Annotated in this window: 16 protein-coding genes; all 16 read right to left on the bottom strand. The window is 64.4% G+C overall.

What is annotated here, in order from left to right; translation table 11 throughout:
- Positions 1-2: 2 nt before the first annotated feature.
- The gene (locus GKIL_RS02225; RefSeq protein ID WP_023171738.1) at positions 3-680 is read right to left on the bottom strand and encodes a sugar transferase; all 678 of its coding nucleotides are present in this window, start codon (positions 678-680) and stop codon (positions 3-5) included.
- Positions 677-1,102 carry a DMT family transporter gene (locus GKIL_RS22140; RefSeq protein WP_023171737.1) on the bottom strand — a complete coding sequence of 142 codons (426 nt, stop codon included), beginning with the start codon at positions 1,100-1,102 and terminating at the stop codon, positions 677-679. Before GKIL_RS22140 ends, GKIL_RS02225 begins: the two co-directional genes overlap by 4 nt.
- 12 nt (positions 1,103-1,114) lie before the next feature.
- Complete coding sequence (locus tag GKIL_RS02215) at positions 1,115-2,458, bottom strand: nucleotide sugar dehydrogenase (protein ID WP_023171736.1); 1,344 nt, start codon at positions 2,456-2,458, stop codon at positions 1,115-1,117.
- A 10-nt stretch (positions 2,459-2,468) separates the two neighbouring features.
- Positions 2,469-4,220, bottom strand: a complete 1,752-nt coding sequence (locus tag GKIL_RS02210; protein ID WP_023171734.1) for a glycosyltransferase family 39 protein — start codon at positions 4,218-4,220, stop codon at positions 2,469-2,471.
- A 62-nt stretch (positions 4,221-4,282) separates the two neighbouring features.
- Positions 4,283-5,053: a hypothetical protein gene (locus tag GKIL_RS02205; RefSeq protein WP_023171733.1), complete on the bottom strand. Its 771-nt coding sequence runs from the start codon at positions 5,051-5,053 to the stop codon at positions 4,283-4,285.
- Between the two features lie 10 nt (positions 5,054-5,063).
- Positions 5,064-8,819, bottom strand: coding sequence for a N,N-dimethylformamidase beta subunit family domain-containing protein (locus tag GKIL_RS02200; protein ID WP_023171732.1), 3,756 nt, complete (start codon positions 8,817-8,819; stop codon positions 5,064-5,066).
- 39 nt (positions 8,820-8,858) lie between these two features.
- Positions 8,859-9,974: a glycosyltransferase gene (locus GKIL_RS02195; protein WP_023171731.1), complete on the bottom strand. Its 1,116-nt coding sequence runs from the start codon at positions 9,972-9,974 to the stop codon at positions 8,859-8,861.
- Positions 9,971-10,861 (bottom strand): glycosyltransferase family 2 protein, encoded by an 891-nt coding sequence (locus GKIL_RS02190; RefSeq protein ID WP_023171730.1) that lies wholly within the window; start codon positions 10,859-10,861, stop codon positions 9,971-9,973. Before GKIL_RS02190 ends, GKIL_RS02195 begins: the two co-directional genes overlap by 4 nt.
- Before the next feature lie 8 nt (positions 10,862-10,869).
- Complete coding sequence (locus GKIL_RS02185) at positions 10,870-12,354, bottom strand: MOP flippase family protein (protein WP_023171729.1); 1,485 nt, start codon at positions 12,352-12,354, stop codon at positions 10,870-10,872.
- A gap of 12 nt (positions 12,355-12,366) precedes the next feature.
- Positions 12,367-13,287, bottom strand: coding sequence for a glycosyl hydrolase (locus tag GKIL_RS02180; protein WP_023171728.1), 921 nt, complete (start codon positions 13,285-13,287; stop codon positions 12,367-12,369).
- On the bottom strand, positions 13,284-13,859 hold the full coding sequence (locus GKIL_RS02175) for an acyltransferase (protein ID WP_023171727.1): 576 nt from the start codon (positions 13,857-13,859) through the stop codon (positions 13,284-13,286). Before GKIL_RS02175 ends, GKIL_RS02180 begins: the two co-directional genes overlap by 4 nt.
- Positions 13,860-13,879: 20 nt before the next feature.
- On the bottom strand, positions 13,880-15,253 hold the full coding sequence (locus GKIL_RS02170) for an O-antigen ligase family protein (protein ID WP_023171726.1): 1,374 nt from the start codon (positions 15,251-15,253) through the stop codon (positions 13,880-13,882).
- On the bottom strand, positions 15,250-17,388 hold the full coding sequence (locus GKIL_RS02165) for a GumC family protein (protein WP_023171725.1): 2,139 nt from the start codon (positions 17,386-17,388) through the stop codon (positions 15,250-15,252). The genes GKIL_RS02170 and GKIL_RS02165 overlap by 4 nt, the downstream gene beginning before the upstream one ends.
- A 25-nt stretch (positions 17,389-17,413) precedes the next feature.
- Positions 17,414-19,423: a glycosyltransferase gene (locus GKIL_RS22135; RefSeq protein WP_023171724.1), complete on the bottom strand. Its 2,010-nt coding sequence runs from the start codon at positions 19,421-19,423 to the stop codon at positions 17,414-17,416.
- On the bottom strand, positions 19,404-20,489 hold the full coding sequence (locus tag GKIL_RS22130) for a glycosyltransferase family 4 protein (RefSeq protein ID WP_023171723.1): 1,086 nt from the start codon (positions 20,487-20,489) through the stop codon (positions 19,404-19,406). Before GKIL_RS22130 ends, GKIL_RS22135 begins: the two co-directional genes overlap by 20 nt.
- Positions 20,486-21,328, bottom strand: a complete 843-nt coding sequence (locus tag GKIL_RS02150) for a WecB/TagA/CpsF family glycosyltransferase (protein ID WP_023171721.1) — start codon at positions 21,326-21,328, stop codon at positions 20,486-20,488. Before GKIL_RS02150 ends, GKIL_RS22130 begins: the two co-directional genes overlap by 4 nt.
- Positions 21,329-21,355 lie beyond the last annotated feature (27 nt).

Raw genomic sequence — 21,355 nt, 5'->3', positions numbered from 1 at the left:
GCTCAGTAAGCCCCTCTGCGGGCGAGCACGACGACGAGCGTCTGCTGGAGGATGACCAGATCGAGCCAGAAGCTGCGCTGGGCAATGTAGTCGAGGTCGAGGTGGAGCATGGGCTCGAAGGCGACTTCGCTGCGGCCCCGCACCTGCCAGGGTCCAGTGATGCCCGGTAGCACCGAGAGCCGATGGGCAAAGACATCCGGGTAGCGCTCGCGGGCCCGTTCGCAGTCGCGCAGTTGCAGCGGGCGGGGACCGACCAGACTCATCTGGCCTGCGAGCACATTGATGAGCTGCGGCAACTCATCGAGGCTGGTGCGGCGCAAGAACGCTCCCAGTCGGGTAACGCGCGGGTCGGCCTTCATCTTGAAGAGCACGCCGCCCTCCGACTCGTTGCAGTTTTCGAGCCGGGCCAGCTGGGCCTCGGCACCCTTTACCATCGTCCGGAACTTCCAGATCCGAAAGGGCCGCCCGCCCCGCCCGAGACGCTGTTGCCGAAAGAAAATCGGTCCCGGCGAATCGAGGCAAATAACAAGGGCGACGAGGACGAGCAGAGGGGCGAGCAGCAGCAGCCCAAAGGCCGCCGCGCAGAAGTCGAAAGCCCGCTTCAAGAACCGGTAGCTGAGGGGAGCGGGCCGGGGCGGCGCAAAGCTGAGCCGCCCCGACTGCAGTTGGGAAGTGTTCATCGCACCTCCGGCAGCGTGCTCGCGGCGGTTTTGACCGGGGGAGCGGGAGTCGGTCCCATCTGGGAGGCGACCAGCCAGACGCCCAGCAAGATCACGGCACAGCCTGCCAGTTGCACCAGCTGCACCCGCTCCTGCAGGAAGACCACCGAGATGAGCAGCACCGCCATAAAGCTGAGGCTGCTCATGATCGGATAGGCCGTGCTCAAATTGAGCCGGGCCAGGGTGTAGCTGTAACCGGCCAGGGCGACGACAAAAAAGCCGATGCCAAAGGCGACGCCGGGATTGAGAAAAATCGCCGCCATCGTCCGCAGCGGTTGCGTCAGATCCAGCGGGCCAGCCTGGTTCATACCGACTTTGATCAGCACGTTGCCGAGGGCGTTGAGCACGACGGCGAGAATCAAGATGAAGGTGGCAGAGGACATGGTAGCTCCCGTCTAGAGGTGGAAGGTCGGGCAACAGTCGCGGTGGGCGGCCAGGGCGTTGCGCGTATCGACGACCAGAGCCGCGTTGTCCGCGACCAGTTGCCAGTCGAAGGCGCGGTGGTCGGTGACGACCACGACGAGATCGGCAGCGGCGATCGAAGCGGCGTCGAGGGGCTGGCTCTGGAGGATGTAGCTCTCGGTATCGACCAAAAACGGCAGCACCGGCACGTGGGGATCGCTGTAGCGCAGCCGGGCTCCCTGGCGGTGCAACTTCTGCATCAGCCTGAGGGCGGGCGACTCGCGGTAATCGTCGATGTCGGGCTTGTAGGCGACACCCAAAATCAAGATGTCAGCGCCGTTGACGCACTTGCGCTGGCTGTTGAGCGCCTCGCCCACCAGGCTCTGCACATAGTCGGGCATGTGGGAGTTGACCTCTTCGGCCAGCTCGATGAAGCGCGGCTCGTAGCCGTGCAGCCGGGCTTTCCACGAGAGGTAGTACGGGTCGAGGGGGATGCAGTGGCCGCCGATGCCCGGCCCCGGATAGAACTTCATAAAGCCGAAGGGCTTGGTGCCCGCCGCCTCCACCACCTCCCAGACGTCGATGCCCAGGTGGCGGCAGAGCTGGGCCATCTCGTTCACCAGGGCGATATTCACGCTTCTAAAGGTGTTTTCGAGCAGCTTGGCGGTTTCAGCCGTGCGCGCCGAAGAGACTGAATGCACCCGGCCCACGACGGTGCGGTAGAGAACCGTCGCCACCTCGGTGCTGTCGGCGCTGACGCCCCCAACTAACTTGGGGATATTCCCGGTACGAAAAGTAGGGTTGCCCGGATCGACCCGCTCCGGCGAGAAGGCGAGGAAAAAGTCGCGGTCGATCTGGAGGCCCATCTGCTCGAACATCGGCAGCAGCACCTCGTCGGTCGTACCCGGATAGGTGGTGCTCTCCAGCACGATGATCTGGCCGGGACGCAGCGACGCCTGGATATTTTCGGCGGCGGCGACGATGTAGGAAATGTCGGGTTTTTTGGAGCGATCGAGGGGGGTGGGAACGCAGACGATGATCGCATCCGCCTCGCGCAGGCGGCTAAAATCCGAGGTGCCTGTGAGGCGCTCGGCTGCGACGAACTGGCGCAGGTCGCTGCTCTCGACATCCTGAATGTAAGACGTACCGGCGTTCAGGCGGGCGAGCTTGCTCTCATCGACATCCATGCCGGTGACGGCAAAGCCGCTTTTGGCGAACTGGACAGCCAGAGGCAGGCCGACGTAGCCCAGGCCGACGATGGCGATGCGGGCGGTGCGGGTCTGGATCTTGCGCAGCAGGGACGATTTGACATCGAGTTGAAGGGTAGGCGAATGCATGATGTGGCTCCTAATCGCGGGGGGTAGCGGTCTGGTAGATCCGGATGAGATCGGCGTTGGCGGGAAAGCGTGCAACCAGCCGGTTCTGGCGGGTGACCCACTCGTAGATGAGCGGATTAATTTGGCTGTAGCGCTTCTGGGCCCAGCCATCGTAGGTGCGGTCCACCAGCACGATGAAGCGGGTCTGCCGCTTCATGCGCTCGATGAAAGCTTCTTCTTCTTGAGGCCCGGCGATCGTGCCGGGCAGAAAGGTCAATTCCCTAGCCGGAGAATGGGTAGCGCTCAGGTAGTTGAGCAGCGTACCGTCCGGCAGCACCAGGACGCGGCCCCGCTCGGCAGGTGCGAGGTGCGAGTCCAAAAAGGCGATGGCCTGGTTGAAGGCTGCGCTCATGCCCGCTGGTTGGTAGCGAGTCTGGCGGGCCGGGGTGAGCACGGTGCCACGGGGCGATTCCACGGGCGCGTCGTAGCGGGCGAACTCCCACGTGCGCGCCAGGAGCATTGCGCCGGTGCAGACCGCCAGGTAAAGAAGCGGGCTGATTTTCTGGGGCAGGTGCGGTGCGAGCAATCCGAGGGCGAGTCCGAAGAGGACAAACAATAGCACCGCGTAGTTGTCGTACAGCTCGAAGGTGAATAGCCAGCGCAGGTTGAGGACGACGACGGCGACGCTCAGGGCAAAGAGCACCAGCGCCGCCGGTTTTCCAATCGCTTTTACAATCGGGCGGTAGAACGCTGCTGCACCGATAAATAGAACGATCGACCAGTGCAGGTAGTTAAAAGGCAGCAGGTCGCTTACGTGTGATAGCCGCGCGAACAGGTACGAAAGCGGAAAGGCGATGGCCGTAGCAGCGATTGCGAGCACCGCCGGGTCGCGGATCAGGCGGCGCAGCAGCACCAGCACCGCGATGACCGGCGCAGAGCTGAGTAAAAAGTACAGCGCGCTGCGGCCCCAGACGAAGAGCGTTTTAAGCGGCGAGACCTGCATCATCTCGCTACTTGTGAACAGGTGAAACCGGGAGCGCGGGTAGAGGCTTTCTTCGACGAGCACCTGCCAGCCCACCTGCTTCAAGAACCACCAGAGCGGCACGAAGGTCACTGCCGCCAGCGGTCCAGCAAAGAGCAGCCAGGCTGTGAGCAACTGGCGCACCCGAATGGGCCAGGGCGTTTGCTCAGCGCTGAGGTGGTGCAGGAGCAGGGCAGCGAGTATCGCTGCGGCGGCGGCGACGCCGTACTCCTGCTTGCTGAGGGCACCCAGAGCACTGAGGACGCCCATCAGCGGCAACAGCCACGGGCGCGGACGCAGCAGATACGCCTGCAGCGCTACCAATGCCAGGGCCAGAAAGGCACCGGCGTACTGCATCGAGAAGCTGGACTGGTTGACGTTGCCGGGAGTAAAGGCGAAGGTAACGAGCACCCCGCAGCAGATTGCAGCGGCATAGGATTCTTTGAGCAGGCGGGTGGCAAGCCTGTAGACGGCCAGGGCGAGCGTCGCCTTGATCGCCAGGCTAATCAGATAAAAGACGGCCAGGTGGCGGCCAAAGAGGTTGACCAACCAGGCATTGCAGTAGTAAGCAAAGGGCGTGTAGTACGACTGGATGTCGCGGTAAAGCAACTGCCCATCGGCGATGCGCACCGTCGTCTCCAAGTCGCGCCCGACATCGACCAGCAGATTCCAGTGTTTGCCCCAGCTGAGCACGGCTAAGAAGACAAACACCGCCGCTGTCAAGATCGCGTAGCGCCGGGTGTAGAGGGTTTTGATTAGCATCGGCGGCAGCCAGAAAAAGACCCCCCTCGCAGGAGGGGGGCGAGAACGAGGAAGGGTCAAACTCAGGGACGGAAGGCGATCTTTTCGATCTCAGCGGTGAGCACCTCGTTCAGGCTGCCGCTGGCAGCATCGAGCCGGTAGAGGACGCTCTGGCCCTCGGTGCTGCTGGGAGAGAGGGCAAACAGTTCGTTTGCCCCCGAGCAGGCAAGGCTCTTGATGCCACCGCCAAAGGGTTGACCTGCGATCTGCAGGCCCGGCAGGCGGGTCAGTTTGTGCTGCAGCAGGTCTACCCGGACCAGATGCGCTCCGCCTTCCTGGGGGAAGGTGGTGCCGTAGATGCGACCATTCGGGCACTGGGTGAGGTTGCTCAGCAGCACACTCTTTGAGAGGGCAAAGTCGGCGAGGGGCAGGGCTTTACCCGTCTGGCGGTCGATGGTGACCAGCCGCTGGGCGACACCTTCGCTCTGGGCGCTGGCGACACCCAACAGCGCACCCTGGCGGGTGGCGAGAACGCTCAAGAGCGCACTGCGCTGGGCCAGGCCGGTGACGTTGAGGGTCTGGACCCGTCCATTGCCCAGCAGAGCCAGGTAGTTGCGGGTGCGCACCCCCGGCACCGTGCCCGCGAGGAGCACGGTGTCGTCGGCGAGAACCGTCACTCCGTTCAGGCGGCTCTGGTCGGGCAGAGCCAGGGTGCTCCTGGTCTCGATCCGGCCACTGTCTAGATCGACGGTGAGCAGAGTGCCAGGGCTTCCGACGGCGTAGAGCACCTCGGCAGAGACCGGCAGGGCGGCGAGCGCCAGGAAGCAAAAGCTGGAGACGATGGGGCGTATCATGGTTCACTTCCTAAGGCACGATCAGGCCGGAGGTGGGGGTGTAGGGCTTGACGCCCATATTGGAGAGGATGTTGACGTTGAGCTGCTGGAAGGGCAGGCCGCCGGTCGATAATCCGTTCGCCCACTGGATAGCACCGGAGGCAAAGACCTTTGCCCCGCTCGCGGCGGTGTAGCGCACGCCGTTGGCGGTCTGGCTGGTGCTGGTGGAGATGTTGCTCGGGTTATTCGGATCGCCGGGGTCGGCGGGGGCGAGGGTGGTGGCCGTCACCGGCGAGGCGGAGAGGGTGACAAGACCGCTCGGGCTCTGGCCGTTACTCACCACCGCGTCCCACTCCCAGCCGACGATGCCGTAGAAGGCGCTGCCGTTGGTGACGCCGGTATTGGCGAAGATGGGGTCGGAGGCGTTGCTCACGACCCAGGGGTAGCCCGAGCCGTTGTAGTCGCCGATGTACATGACGCCAAGCAGGGCGTTCTCGGGCAGGTAGTTGGGATAGTCGCGGAAGCGGGTGGTGGGAGCCACCGGATCCTGGGCCCAGGCTTCTTTGTAGCAGACCATCACCCGGTTGGGCGTGCCGCTGGTCGAGGGCTCGTAGCGCACGCGCCAGTAGGCGGCGTTCGCTGTAAAAAAGCCCAGGTGAATACCGGCGTCGCGGGCCTGCTGCACCCCCTGGCGCTCCTCCATCGTCCAGTACTCGTCGTGGCCGACCGACAGGAAGCCCTTGTGCTGCTGCAACAGCGAAGCGTTCAAGGAGACATCCAGGTTGGTCGTGTACGACACGTCGTAGCTCTGGCGCTCCAGCCAGTACGCCATCCCGTACTCCTGGCCCATCGGGTTGTTCGGATCGGTGGAGCCGATCGAATCGGCGTAGGGCCGGTCGAAGGAGACCTTGAAGGCGCGGGTGTTGTAGGTGCCGTCGTTGCCCCGGTAGAGGCTGAAGCCGCCCTGGTAGCCGCCGAAGTAGTTATAGGCGTTGAAGGTATTGACGCTGCTCTGGAAGAGCAAATCCGAGTGGCTGGCATCGTCGCGGACGACGAACCAGACGTAGGCTTGCTTGCCGTTGCGCCCGTCGATGAGCTTGGCGGCGTACAGGCCCGTCGTCCAGTCCGAGCCGGTCTGGATCGTGGCATTCTGCAGCCACTTGCACTCGACCAATCGCGTTGCCTGGTCTCCGATCAGGCAGTCGGCCTGGCGGTAGCCGTTGATCGGTCCCAGGGTGGTCATCAGTCGGCCACCCGTGCCGCCGTAGTACCCGAGCCGGTAGACCTCGACGGTGTACTGGCCGAGAATCTGAGAGGGCGAGCCGCCGCTGCCGTAGACATCGAAGCTCACCATCAGAGGCAGAGCCTCGCCCTTGTTGACGCTGAGCGCTCCGGCAAAACCAGCGATTTCACCCCCCGACTTGCTGCCGCTCGGGATCTGCCAGTTGGTGGTGCCCGGCTTGAGGTTTTCGAGGTAGATCGGGTTGCCGGTGCTCACCGTCAGCGTGCCGCTGGCGGAGGTGAGGCCCGAAGCGGTGGCTGTGATCGTACCGCTGCCGCTGCTGCTGCCGGTGGTGAAGGTGACGCTGGCAATTCCGGCGGAGGCGTTCACCGCCGCACTCGGGCTGAAGCTGCCCGTCACCCCACTGGCTGAGAAGCTAACGCTGGTGGTGGCGGTCGTAACCGTGTTGCCGTACTGGTCCTGCACCTTCGCCTGGTAGCTCACCCCAGTGTTCGGGCCGCTGGTGGCGCTCGTCGGGCTGAGGGTAAGCTTGCTGGCAGTAGCCGGATTGCCGGTGGCGCTGAAGGTCACTGAGCCGATGCCACTGGCTGTGGCCGTGACCGTGTTGCTGCCCGCCGTCGTACCCAGGGTCAGGGTCGAACTGGCGTTGCCGCTACTGTTGGTGCTCATCGTCGTGCTCGAGAGCGACCCTCCGCCTGCGGTGATAGCGAAGCTGACGCTCGTGCCTACCAACGGGTTACCGGAACCGTCCTTGAGTTGGACGGTGAGCGGTGTGCTCAAGGCCGTGCCGACTGTGCCCGTCTGGCTGTCGCCTGCGGTCTTGGCGATCGTCGAGGAACCCGAGCTACCGCCGGAGCTACCGGCGACGAAGACGATATCGCGGAAGTAGTTGCTGTTCTGGTAGGAGCTGGTCGGGAAGTTTCCAGCGCTGCCGTAGACGCCGTTCGCTCCGTCCGCCACCGAACTGAGGTCGCCATTGACCACGGCACTCGCCAGAGCGCCGTTGGTGAACGCAAAGTAGTTGCTGGTGTTGACCGAGACGACGTAGGTCGTGCTCGCCTGGATCGAAAGGGGGGTAGCGAGGGTCTGTTGTTGCCAGCCGGAGGCCGTTTCACCGGTAAAATTGACCGAAGCGAGCAGCGTCCCGGAGGCGGACCAGATCTTGCCTGTGTGGGTGGTGGTTGTGTCGCTCGAAGCCTTCCAGTAGCGGATGGCGGTGATCTGACCGGCCTTCGCACTGACAAACTTCATGCCCAGTTCGTAGCTGGTGTTGTCGGTGACGTTGGGGCTCGCGGGGGTTTGCGTGGTAAAGACGCTCTGGTTGGTGCCGCTGGGCGCACTGTTGACTGTCAGGGTGGCCGAGGCACCCGTCAGGCCAGTAGCCGAGGCGCTCAGGGTAGCCGTACCGGCTCCGCTGGGAGTAAAGGTGACGCTGGCGATTCCAGCGGAAGCATTCACCGTCGCACTCGGGCTGAAGCTGCCCGTCACACCGCTCGCTGAGAAAGTAACGCTGGCGGTGGCAGTTGTCACCGTGTTGCCGTACTGATCCTGGACCTTCGCCTGGTAGCTCACCGCCGCGTTGGCGGTCGTGGTCGTGCTGGCGGGGGTGAGGGCGAGCTTGTTCGCGGCGGCGGGATTGCCGGTGGCGCTAAAAGTAACCGAGCCGATACTACCGGCAGTCGCTGTCACCGTGTTGCTGCCCGCCGTCGTCCCGAGGGTGAGCACACTGCTGGCGTTGCCGCTACTGTTGGTGCTCACCGTCGTGCTCGAAAGCGACCCTCCGCCTGCGGTGACGGCGAAGCTGACGCTCGTGCCTACCAACGGGTTACCGGAACCGTCCTTGAGCTGGGCGGTGAGCGGTGTGCTCAAGGCCGTGCCCACCGTGCCCGTCTGGCTGTCGCCTGCGGTCTTGGTAATTGTCGAAGCGCCCGAGGTGCCGCCAGTGGTGGCGACGAAGACGATGTCGCGGAAGTAGTTGCTGCTGGAGTAAGAACTGGTGGGCCGGGAACCCGCCGGGCCGTAGAGGCCATTTGCCCCGTCGGCCACAGAACTCACATCGCCGTTCGTAATTGCGGTGGCCAGACCACTCTTGGTAAAGGCAAAGTAGCCGCTGGTATTGACCGAGACGATGTAGGTCGTGTTCGCCTGGATGGCAAGCGGTGTGGCAAGCGTCTGTTGTTGCCAACCGGAGGCCGTTTCACCGGTGAAGTTGACCGAAGCGAGGGGAGTAGTGCCGTTCGCCGCCCAGATCTTACCTGTGTGGGTGGTGGTCGTGTCGCTCGAAGCCTTCCAGTAGCGGATGGCGGTGATCTGACCGGCCTTCGCACTGACAAACTTCATGCCCAGCTCGTAGCTGGTGCTGTCGGTGACGTTCGGGCTGGCGGGCGTCTGGGTGGTAAAAACGCTCTGGTTGCCGCTCGTCTGGGCAAAGCTGGGCGGCACGAGATAGACCGCCAACAGAGCCGCAGCCAGACCCAGCGAGATCAAGGGCCGCAGGAGGCGCTGCAGTGCCAGAAAAGGCACCGTCAGAATCGGGAAAAACATCGCAGTGTACCTGAACTGGGGGGAGAAGAACCGGGCCGCTCAAAGCGGCAGTGGACTAGCTGGAAGGCGGCTGACGTTGAACTCGCTCTCGACAAGTTGCTCGAACCGGCGGCTGAAGACCGCCTCAGAAAACTGACCGGCGCGCTCGATGCAGGCGCGGGCGCTGAAGTGGTGCGCCTCGAACCGTTCGATCGCTGCGCAAAGTGATGCCGGACTCGCTTCAGCAAAAAAGAGCCCCGTGCGGCCTTCGACGACGCTCTCGCGCACACCGCCTTGATCGAGGGCAATCACCGGGACACCGTGGCCCATCGCCTCGACTGGTACGATGCCAAAGTCCTCGTGGGCGCAGGGAAAAAGCAGCGCCTTCGCCCCGGCATAGATTTCTGCCATCCGCTCGTCGGGAAGGTTGCCTAAAAAACGGACACCAGGACCGGCCAGCGCCCGCAGTCGGGCTTCTTCCTGGCCGCTGCCGACGATCCAGAGGGGCCGGTTCAATTGCTCGCAGGCGCGGATCGCCAGATCGACCTGCTTGGGACGGCTGAGCCGCCCAACGTAGAGGTAATATTCATCTCCGGCCCGGCCTCCGCCGTGGACGCGCACCGGCGGCGGGATCACCTGGGCGGACTTGCCGTAGAACTTGGCAATCCGCCGGGCAACCGCGTGCGAGTTGGCGACGAAGCGATCGACGCGCTGGGAGGCGGCAAAGTCGTATTGCCGGAGCCCGGTATTCACCCACAGCTCGTAGGCGCGGCGGTACCAGCTTGCCGCTGCAGGCTGGGCGTAGCCCCAGAGGTAACGGGGCGGCGTGTGGCAGTAGCAGATGTGCAGCGTCTCGGGACGGGTGAGCACCGACTTGCTCAGATAGCCGCTCGAAGAAGAAATCACCAGATCGAAGCCGCTCAGATCCAGGCTTTCCCAAAAGTACGGGATCAAAAAGCGCAGGGTGTGGTGGCGACGACCGATGGCAGGCAACCGCTGGGCAAAACTGGTGCGGATGTCCCAGTCTGCGAAGCGCTCCGCAGCGGGGCCGAGAGCCTGGCGATCAAAAAAGGCCGTAAAGACCGGCGCTTCTGGCCAGAGGCGATGAAGCACCTCCAGCACCCGCTCGGCCCCGCCGAACTCTTTGAGGTAGTCGTGGACGAGGGCGACTTTCACGTTGTTTGTTTCCAGCCTTCGCGGATGCCCCGGAAGCGGGTCCAGGGAACGACGATATCGAGCCAGGCTTCCCAGAGGGCGCTCGGGCGATCCGGGCTTGCAATTACCTTCGGCAAAAAACCAAACAGCGCCTTCGCGGTGCGCCACAGTTCCTTGCGACCGGTGGGAATGTGCAGGTTCCAGCGGCGGTGCAGGTCCACCAGCGTCCGGGCCTTGTAGCGCTGGGAACGGCAAAAAGATTTCAAAGTCGAGCGGTAGCGGTGCCGCACAAGCCCGCCGCCAGTGAGAAAGTGAATGCGGTAGGCGGTGCGGGTCTGCATCCGCCAGTTGAGGTCGGTCTCCTCACCGCCGGAGCGATCGAGCAATAGACCGACGCACCGGAAGACCTCGGCGCGGTACATCACGTTCGCCGTGCAGGCGGTGGGCAAAAAGACATGAACCGACCGGTGGCCGGGGTCGTTGAGCCTGAGCGCCTCGTAGCGCTCGACCGGGTGATTGAGTTCGTAGGGTTCGATCGTGCCCGCCACCGCCCCGATTGTGCCGTCGGTGAAACCGGCGAGCAGGTCTTTGATCCAGAGCGGATCGAGGACGCAATCGGCGTCGGTGCAGGCGATAAATTCGCCCTTTGCCTGTCGGATACCGGCGTTGCGCGCCGTGCCACAGCCGGGGCGCTCCTCGAAGACGATCGTGTAGGGCGTTTCGGCCAGAAGTTCGGCGGTGTGGTCGGTCGAGTTGTTGTTGACCAGCAAGACCTCCAGCCTTTCTGCCGGATAATCGAGCCGGGTGAGGGAAGTGAGCAGAGTCGGAAGCAGCGCTTCGCCGTTGTAGACCGGCACGACCACCGAGACGAGCGGCCAGAAGTTGGTAAAAGGAGCGATGGCGTCCATAAATTTTCTCAGGCTGGCTGGATTCGGCGGCGAAGACGTTCGGGGACAAACTGCAGCGCCTCGGCGACCACCGCCGGAGCCCATACTTGAAGCGAGATGATGTAGAGGGCGATGCCCGCCGGGACTGCCACGAGCAGCAGCGGCGCGGGAGCGAGGGGAAGGGCTCGGATCAGTAGCTCCGCCGCACCCATGGCGCAGGCCGCCAGGAGAACGCCCCTCAGGTTGCGCAGGTAGGCGGCAGCGGAGAGCTGCAGGCAACGGAGGGTCACCAGTAAAGTGACGATCGAGGTGCAAAGGTTGGCGGCGACGAAGCAGCCTGCCACCCCGATCACCCCACCCGGCAGGCCGACAATGAACGAGATAACGGCGACGCCGACCGCGAAGGCCGTCAGTTGCAGGCGCAGGCGCGAGTGGCCCAGTGCCAGCAGCACGGTGCCATCGAGGATGCCCAGCGACTGCACCGCGCCGCTTACCGCCAGGATGCGCAGCACCGGCACCACCGGCAGCCACTTCTCGCCGTAGACGACGCGCACGAAGGGTTCGGCGAGCACGACGAGCCCAACCATAAGCGGAATTGTCACCGCCCCGATGAGCCGGGCAGCCCGAAACCAGCCACAGGTGAGCCGGGTCGTATCCTCCTGCAGCCGAGAAAGGGCCGGAAACAGCACCGAGGCGAGTACCTGGCTGAAGCGCTGCACCGGGAACATCATCACGTTGTAGGCCATCGCGTAGTAGCCCAGGCTCATTGCTCCGACAAAGCGACCGATAAGCAGGTTGTCGGCGTTGCGGCCAACGTGGGCGAGCAGGTTGCTCGCGAGCACCTCGTTGCTGAAACCGACCCAGCCCTTTACGTCTGCCCAGCGAAAATACCAGCCGGGCCGCCAGCCGGAGACCGACCAGAGCAGAAGGCAGCTCGCGATCCCGGCAATCAGCAGGCGTCCAACCAGACTCCAGACACCGAGGCCAGCGACGGCCATCGCGATCGAGGCGGCGGTGCCGACTATCAGCCCGACCAGCGTGCGCAGCTCCAGCGCCTTGAAGTCCATCTGCCGGTGCAGCAGCGACGACTGGGTAGCGCTCAGCGAAAAGACCAGAAAGTTCAGCGAGAGAACCACCACCACCGGCTGCACCGCCGGGTTGCGATAAAACCAGGCGATGGGAGCAGCGAGGACGATGCCCACCAGGGTCATCAGCACCCCCGCCAGCACGTTCAGCCAGAAGATGCTCGAAATCTGGCGCGTTTCCAGTTCTGGCTTCTGGATGATCACAGCGCTCAGGCCGAGATCGAGGACGAAGAAGACGATGCCCGTAAAGACGCTCGCCATCGCGAGCAGGCCAAAGTCGTCCGGCAGCAACAGCCGGGCCATCACCACGCTCCACAGCAGGTTGATCAGCTGCTGGGCCACTTGCGAAAGTCCGGTCCAGCGCACACCGGCGAAGACCTGGTGGCGAATATTTTTGGGCTTCTCGCCCACAATCGCGTTTTGAGTCACGGTGTTGCAGTCTCAGCTCGTCGCTTTTGCCACTGTCCGGTAGGCGTAGTAGGCGGGCAGGGGGGTGATTTTGCCGCTGGAGCGCTCCACCTCCACCAGGCCAAAGCGCAGGGGGTGAAGGCCCTCGCCCTGGATGCCCCGGTACCAGAAGGTGAGTTCGGCGCGGCTGGCCAGAGCAGGCAGCACGCGGGTAAGAAAATCGGCCTTCGCCTGCTCGCCGCCGTCGGCAGAAAGGCCCAACTCGGTGATCCAGAGCGGCTTGTGTGCCCGGCTTTTGAAGTCATCGACCAGAGCGAGTACCTGTTCAGGTTTCTGGCGGTAAGGGTGGAGGTTCACCCGATCGCAGCCCGCTTCCAGACCGGCGGCAAAGAGCGCATCCCAGTAGGCGGGCCCGGCCATCCCGCTCGGCCCGGCGGCCACCACCGGCAGGTTTCCTTTGAGTACGGTGTAGGCCGCCTGGAGCGTCTCGACGTACTGGGCAGCCGATCCGGCGAAGTACTTGCTCAAGTTGGGTTCGTTGCCCACCTCCCAGGCATCGACCAGACTGGCGAAGTTTGCCTGCAGGTAGCGGCAGTAGGCGGCGAGGGCAGCCGGGCGCGGCACCGCCCCCAGATCGCCGCTCCCGGCGTGGGCGGGCGTTCCCCAGATCACAAACAAGATCTTGAAACCCCTGTCCTTCGCCAGCCTGAGCGCCTGCGCTATCGGCTCAGCCTGGAAGCGGCCCTGAACGGGCTCGATCACAGCCCAGTTGTACCAGACCCTGAGCCAGCTCACCCCCGCTGCCTGATAGAGATCCAGCAGTCGCAGGTTGAAGCGGCCCAGGCTCAGCTCTGTGCCAACGTTGAGGCCCAGAACTACCGGAGCAGCCTCCACCGGCAGGGCCAGCGCCCCCAGGGCAGCGGCGGTAAGCTGGAGGACCGGACGGCGCTTCATGCGTGCAGCTCCTCAATGGCGCGCTCCCGCTCGGCTGGAGTGAAGCGCTTGACGATCTGCTCGGGGTTGCCGATGACGACGACGTTGGCGGGTACCGGGCGGCGGATGACCGCACCCAGCCCCACCACCGAGTTCTCGCCGATCGTCACCCCTTTGAGCACGCGGCTGCCGGAGGCGAGCCAGACGTTGCGCTCGATGCGGATGGGCCGGATATTTTTGGCCAGCAGCGGCGCGTGGCGCAGGTGTGGCTCGCTGTTGTGAAAGTCCGAGTCGATCATGTAGCAGTCGGCGATCAGGCACTCGTCGCCAACGTCGATGCGCCGGTAGCAGCCCACCGAGCAGCCGTTGATGAGACAGTCGCGACCAATATTTACCACCCCTTCGCCGAAGAAGTGGCTGTGCTTGCGGAGGCGGGTACCGGCGGCGATCCGCACCCGGACGGAGCCGGAGAGTTTGATCTTGCCCGCAATCCGCACGCCGGGCTCGATCGTCAGGTTTGGGTAGCGCCACTGGTAATAGTGCCGCAGCCAGAAGCTCATCAGCGGTTCGATGCGCTGGCGAAAGTCGCCCATGACCAAAATTCCTTCCTCACTTAAACGATGCCCGCCCACCAGCGGCGCACTGCCTGCCAGGGGGTAGGCGGCTCCTCGATCGCTGCCAGTTCCGGCGGCAGCCAGTCGGGGCCGCTGCTCTGAGCTTTGTTCCAGGCGCAGCCGAGCCAGGCGGCGAGCACAAAGACCGTGACACTCGCCGCCTCCAGTTCACCGCTGAACATCGCCACGGTGAGCCCCGCCCAGGCTCCGGCGGCAGGAGCCAGTTCTGGACGCTTCAGGCCAAGCTGGACGAGGGCAATCGCAATCGCAACCCAGGCCGCGATCAAGATCGCCGAACCGAGCACGCCGGTGTGGTAGAGCGTCGAGTAGACCTGGGAGTGCGATCCGAGGGGCACTTCGAGAATCTCGGAGCGACCATGGGTGCCGTAGCCCCAGAGGGGTGAATTGAGAAACGATTTGAGCGTCTCGCTGTAGAGGGCGAGCCGGGCTGCCCCCGAATCGGCGCGGTACTCGAAAAAGTAGCTGTAGAGGTAGGCGGCGATCGCCGGGGAGCCGATGGCGAGGGGCACCAGGCTCCAGTTGAGAATCCGGCGTCCCCAGCCCCCGGCGAGCCAGAAGGCGATGAGCAGGGCGAGGGCGACCCCCACCTGCCCGGAGCGGGCCGCCGCGTAGTAGACCGTCGTCAGCCCGCCCAGAAGCCCCGCGATTTTCCAGAGGCGATGGCGCTCGGCCAGGGCCGCCATGCAGACGAAGATGCTCATCGTCCCGGCGATCGGCGACCAGTAATAAAACGAGCGCAACCGGGGCACCGGATCTTCGTCCCAGGCCAGCTCGTCGTAGCCGTAGAGGTACGACTCGAAGAAAACGCGGGCCGGGATAGAGGGCACCGCCGTCACAATCAAGCTGTTGGTCTCGAGGATCTTGCCGGTGGCGCGCAGGTAGCTTTCGCCCACACCGACGGCGATGAGCTGGCAGAGCCCGAGCACACAGATGGCGCGCACCACCACCTCGTAGCGCACACCGCAGCGGCGCATCGCGTACCAGACGATTACGACCAACGTCCAGACTCCGAGAATCGAGCCGGAGGTCGTGGCAGCCCGGCCCATCTCCGCGCCGCCGGTGGCGAGGTTGACCACAAGTGAACTTGCCCAGACGGCGATGTAAGTCCACCAGAGGTTCCAGCCGAACGGGAAGGTGACGATGCCTGGTCGCCGGATAGAGCGCCAGAACAGGTACCAGCCCACCAGCGGGTAGACCGCCACCTGCAGGCCAAGAATCCACCACAGCGGGATGAGCGCAATCGTCCAGAAAACGATGCGCTCGGCCCTGACATCCACGCCCGCCCCAGGCGTTGCCGGAGCAGGCTGTCTCAGGCGGGGGGGGCTGAGCGGGGTGCCAAACAGGTGCATCATGGACGATTCTCTCCACTGGGAGCATTCGGAAGCCAGCGGCCACTCGTCTCGGCCTCCCTGGGTAGCCACTGGGTCGAGCGCACCGGCAGGGTACCGGGCAGATTGGCGTCGCTGCCGATCACCACCTGGCCCAACAGGCGCGTCGCCCAGGTGCGCAGATTTTCGCTGCAGGCGATCGCCTGGCGGCGGCCCAGCCGCTGCGGGCAGCTCACCCAGAGCACGCCGTCGGTGATCGAGGCGAGCAGGGTGGCATCGGGCCCGTGCAACAGGGGCGGGCAATCGACCAGAACGAGATCGTACTCCTCGCGCACCTGCTCCAACAGCGCCACCCAGTCCTTGTACGACTCGGAGGGGCGAATGTGGCCAAAGGGCAGCACGTAGAGGTCCGGCTGCGCTTTCTGGATGTAGGAGCGCCAGATGAGCGGCTCGTTCGGAGCACGCAGGGCAAGTTCTGGCCGCTGGAAGTTCCAGAATTCCGGCTGACCGGGGAAGCGGCCATCGGCGTCGATGAGCAGAACGCGCCGTCCAGCCTTCGCCTCCAATAGTGCCAGGTTTGCCGCTACCGAGGAGCAGCCTTCGAGGGTGCTCCAGCTGCAGATCGAAAGAATCTGCTGGCGGCTGGGCAACATGCGCAGGTGCGCTTGCAACAGGCGGTAGCTGTCGGCGAGGGGGCGCTGGTCGATGCGCTCCTCAGTAGCGATAAGCCCGTTGCCGAGCCAGGGCACGAGAGCCAGAATCGGCAGGGGCAACGCCTCGCGCAGTTCGATGAGCCCATCGAGGGTGTCGCTGTTGCGCTGACGCAGCCAGACGACCAACAGACCGATACCGGTGCTACCGACGATCACCAGGGCAAACAGCAGCTTGCGGTTTGGCCAGACCGGGTCGAGGTTGAGTTGGGGCGGCTCGATGATCCGCACGTTCGAGATTTTTTGCTGCTCGGCGATGCGGCTGTCGGTGTACTTTTGCTTGAATTCGAGGTACTCCTGCCGGGCGGCGTCGGCGATCATCTGCAGCTGGGTCTGCTGCTTGATGAGCTGCGGCAGGCGGGCGGAGCGCTGCTGCAGTTGCTCGTATTGACCGGTGAGCTGGCTAAGGCGGGCGGCCTGGGCGGCGCGATCGAGTTCGAGGCCCACCCACTGCTCCACCAGGCGCTGGCGGAGCGGATCCATCGGCGAATCGGCCACCCCGGCGGAGGCGCTGCCTGCCAGGTTGGCTGTGCGTTCCTTGAGCAGTTGCCGCAACTGATCGTGCTTTTGAATGGCGTTGAGCACCTGCGGATTCTGCGGCCCAAAGCGGCTCTGCAGGTCGGCGAGCTGGGCCTCCGCCTGCAACAGTTGCGTCTGCAACAGTTGGTAGCCACTCTCCTGGCTCAGGCCCGCTGCACTCACTGCCTTTTTGAGGCTGCCGGGCATCTGGGACTTGAGATCGGCCAGTTTGCGGTCACTGAAGGCCAGTTCCACCCGCGCCTTGCCGATGTCCGATTCGAGGTCGCCCAGGCTGCGGGTCACCGAGTCGGTCTCGACGGTAGTGCCCAAAAACCGGTTGGCGTGCTGAAAAGATTCGAGGTTGTCCTGGGCTTTTTGCAGGCGTGTCCACAGTTCCGGCAGGCGCTTCTCCAGAAAGATGCGGGCGGAGGAACCCTTCTCGCGGTTGAGCGAAAGGTTCTCATCGATGTAGACCGCGAGCAACGCCGTGAGGATGTCGTTTGACAGCCGCGCTGAGCCGGAGCGGTAGCTCACCTCGATGAGGTCGCTGCCGGGAACGGTCTTGACCGTGAGCTTGCCCTTGGGCGGATCGTCTTTGTCAAACTTGAGGCGGGTGAGCACCTTCTCAAACAGGGGCCGCGAATCGAGCAGGGCCGCCTGGTTGGTGACCGGGCTCGCCTTCTCGGTCACCGTGTCGAGGCGCGAGATGTCGGCGTCCTTGTCGATCAACTGCTCCGTCGAGCGCGGGTACTCGATGAGGACGCGGGCCGTAGATTCGAACTGGGGCGGCAGCAGGCGAGTGACGACCACACCGGCAGCCAGCAGCGTCGTGAAGGTGATCGCAAAGGCCCAGCGCTGCTGGCTAATTGATCGCAGGACGCGCAGGGTAAAGTTGGGCCGACGAATCGGAAAGTACAGTTCGGTGTTCACGGCGGTGGTCCTGTTGGCGGAGGGCTTAGTGTCTAAAGAAAAAGAGCAGGTTGGTCAGCCCGTTGAGGGGCGAGAGGATGCGCCCGAAAGTATCGAGGAAGTTGCGCCAGCCGGAGCGTGGCACGATCAGGCTGTCGCCAGCCATCAAGATCGGGTTTTGTTCGCTGTTGCCCTGGCGGGCGGCGTCGAGGTTGAGCACCTGGCTCTGCATCTGGCCGTCCTGCTGTCTGAGCAGGGTGACCGCCGAGAGATCGGCGGCGTCGGTGGCACCGCCAGCGTTGGCGATCGCGTCGAGGGCCGACTGGCTGGCGGCGATGCGCACCTCGCCCGGATTGCGCACCTCGCCGCCCACGGCGATCGAGATACGGTCGGCGGCGATGCTGCTGCGCAGCGAGACGAGTGGTTTTTGATCGCTGCCGGCGGGCAACTTGCTCACCACGACCGTGTCGCCGTCCTGGAGAACCGGATCGACGAAATCCGCCTTGCCCATCAGCGTCTGCCAGAGGTCGTAGCGGGTCACCCGCACGCTGCCGTCGCTGCGGTGGCGGTGCAGCTCGATGTTGCTCAGATCCGCTTTCTGGGTGATCCCCTTGGCGGCCACCAGTGCTCGACTCATGGTGAGCACCGTCGTCGCCGCAGTGGGAGCGGTCATGTTCGGGTTGTTGAAGTTGTTGAGCGTTCCCTGCAGCGAGAGAAGCTGCGGTCCAGGCTGGTTCACCTCGCCGACGACGCTCACCCGAAGCGAGCGGGGAGTGACCACCGAGAGCGCCACCTGGGGCCGGTTGATGTAGGGCACCAGTCGCTCGGTGATCTTTGCTGTCGCATCTTCGAGCGAAAGATTGGCGACGGTGATCGCCCCGGCCAGGGGCAGGTTGATCCGGCCATCGGGCAAAATCGTCTGCTCCCCCGACATGTCGTCGTAGCTGTAGACCGCGATCTTGAGGCGGTCGCCGGGACCGAGCAGGTAGGCATCGTCGTTCTTTTCGACCGACAGCTCGACGGTGGCAGGGGCGGCGGAGACGGCCTGCTGGGCCTGGCTTGCTGGTGCGAGCAGCGCCGCCAGCAGCAGCGAGGCACCCAGCCCGGTACGCAGGCGATTAAAAGACCAGTTGAAGAGCGATTTTGGCATGGCAGTCTGGGCGAGAATCGCCGCGAAGGTGATCGCAGCGCGCCGGTCGCGCCAGAGCACCGAAGGCGCTAGGAGCAGGGCGGCGCGGGCGTGGCGGCGGGCTTCCGGATAGTTGCCGGCGACAAAGGCGGCGCGGGCCATCCAGCGGCGGGTGCAGGCGCGGGCGAGGGGAGCGAGGGTGCGCACGCTCTCGGGGCTGTAGGTGGCAATTTTTTCGAGAAACGCCTCCAGTCCCCTAAGCATCCGCTCGCTGTCGGCGGTAAAGCTGGCCGGGTGGACGCGGTACTCGGTAAGCACCTCGGGGATGAGCTGAAAGCGATGGCCCGCTACCGCCAGGCGCACCCACAGTTCGTGATCGACGTAGCGGCGCAGCTTTTCGTCGAAGCCGCCGACCGCTTCGAGCACCTCGCGGCGGACGACGGCGGTGCTGCCGTTGCCCAGATAGTTTTTGAGCAGCAGCGCCTCGCAGGTGATTGTGAGGCGCGCCTGGCTCATCGTGAGGCCGGTGCGCCTGCCTTCTTTGTCGATAAACGCCGACCAGTCGTAGCTGACGCTCACTCCGGGCTGGGACTCCAGTACCCGGCGGTGGGCAGCGAGCTTGCCCCTGCACCAGCGATCGTCGGCGTCTAAAAAAGCGACGAAGCGGCCTGCGGCAGCAGCGACACCGCTGTTGCGGGCGGCGGCCAGACCCCCGTTGGGGCGCTGGATGAGCCGCACCCGGGGGTCGGTAAAATCGCGGACGATCTGGGCGGTCCGGTCGGTAGAACCGTCATCGACGACGATCGCCTCAAAGTCGCCGTCGCTCTGGGCGAGCACCGAGCGCAGGCAGTCGCCGATGTAGGCTTCCATGTTGTAGGCGGGGATGACGGCGCTGAAGGTGGGCCTTTCAAGGGGAGAGATTGACACGGGAAGGCTCCAGTTGCGGGATCCTGGCCAGTCGGTAGTAGAGCGCTTCGTACTGCTGCCAGGTGCGCTCGAAGGTCCACAGGCGGCAGTAGTCGAGGCGGGCCTGGCGGGCAAGCCTCTCGCGCAAGGGGGCGTCGCTGAGCAGGCGGGCGAGCTGACAGCTGAGGTCAGTGGCGTCCTTTACCCTGCACAGCAAACCGTTGCGCTCCGCTTCGATCACCTCGGTATTGCCGTCGATGGCGGTGGCAAGACAGGCGCGCTCGGCGGCCATCGCCTCCAATAGCGCCAGGGGCAGCCCCTCAAACAGCGAGGGCAAGACAAAGGCGTCCGAGAGGGCGAGCCACTCGCTCACCGCCTCGGTGTGGCCAAGAAAGTGGATAGCAGCGGCGATACCCAGTTTTTCTGCCTGGGCAGTGAGTTCGCCCATCAGCTCACCGTCCCCAGCGAACACAAAGCCCCAGCCTGCGCGCAGTGCCGGGTCCAGGCGGGCAATCGCTTCAAGCAGGTAGACGTGGCCCTTCTGGGGGGCGAGGCGGGCCACCGTCAGGCACAGCCGACGGCCAGCAAATGTGCGGGGCAGGGCGGCGCGCAGAGCAGCAAGCGCGTCCAGACTGGGCTCACGAAACTGGACACCGTTGAGAATCAGCGCCCGCCGCTCCGGAGGCAGGCCAAAAAATTCGGCGTGGTGGCGGTCCATCGCCAGAGAGCAGCCCACCACCACGTCCGCGAAGCGGGTGAGCCGGCGGTGGGTGTGGTAGGCGATGTGATTGGTCTGCACCGAGGCCGGTGCCACAGGCAGCAGGCTGACCAGCAGCGAACAGTAGCGGTCGTGGACATGAACGATGTCGTAGTGCTCGCGGCGGCAGGTCTGGGTTAGCTGCCACCAGTCGCGGAGCTTGTTGCCCGTAAAAAAGCGCACCGCGCCCGCCGCCGTCGCCACCGGCGTGTCGCGGGCAAGAAAGCTCACCGCGTGGCCCGCTGCGCGCCCTGCCAGCGCCAGATCCGCCGCCACCTTGAGCGCACCGCCGCCGCTCTTGAACTGGTAGATGGCCTGGAGGATCTTCATGGGCGGACGGTGAGATCCGTTGTCTTGACTTCGAGGGTTTCAGAAGCGCTTGCAAGCGAACGGGCCAGAGCCAGCTGCAGGGCAAAGGCCGGATTGCCGAGCAAATAGCGCAGCGACAGTCGCTTCGGTTCGCGCAAAAGCCGGTAGAGCCATTCCAGGCCAACGTTCGAGAGCATCGGCGGGCAATCGGGCACCACCCCCGCCAACCGGTCGATCGCTGCTCCGCCAGCCATCAGAACGTTGGCGAGCAACTTCGAGCGGTTGGCGGCGAGCCAGCGCTCCTGCAGGGGCTGGCCCATGCCGACCACCAGCACCTGGGGCTGGAAGTGGTTGATCTGCTCGACGACCACCGCGTTCTGCAGCGGGTCCGCCATCTGGAAATAGCCATGATGACCAGCGACGCGCAGCCGGGGATACTCGGCCCGCACCTGCTCAAGCGCCCGATCGAGGTGTACGGGCCGCGAGCCCAGTAGATACACCGAGAAGTCCAGACGCTCGCAGGCACTCAACAGTTGCGGCATCAAGAGCGTATAGGACACGCGGTAATCGGTCGGCAGCGCCAGACCCATGTAGCGCATCGCCCCGAGCATGCCCATGCTGTCGCACAGGGCAATATCGACGCTCTGCAAAAATTCATAGAACCAGGGCAACTGCATCGACAGGTTGAAGCTGTGTACGTTGTAGTAAGCGACTGCCAGCTGCCGGTCCTGCACGCAGGCGCTCGTCAATGCCTCGATCACCGAAGGAATCGTGAGACAGGTGATCCGGCGGCCCAGCAGGTGAACTTCCAGTTGGGGCAACTGCAGCTGTAAATCCCTTATCCGGGACAGGGTATCCATCGCAACCTCAATCCAAAAAAGCAGAAA

The organism is Gloeobacter kilaueensis JS1 (genome assembly GCF_000484535.1).
GTDB classification, from domain to species: domain Bacteria; phylum Cyanobacteriota; class Cyanobacteriia; order Gloeobacterales; family Gloeobacteraceae; genus Gloeobacter; species Gloeobacter kilaueensis.
This window is presented reverse-complemented; position numbering and strand designations above follow the sequence as displayed.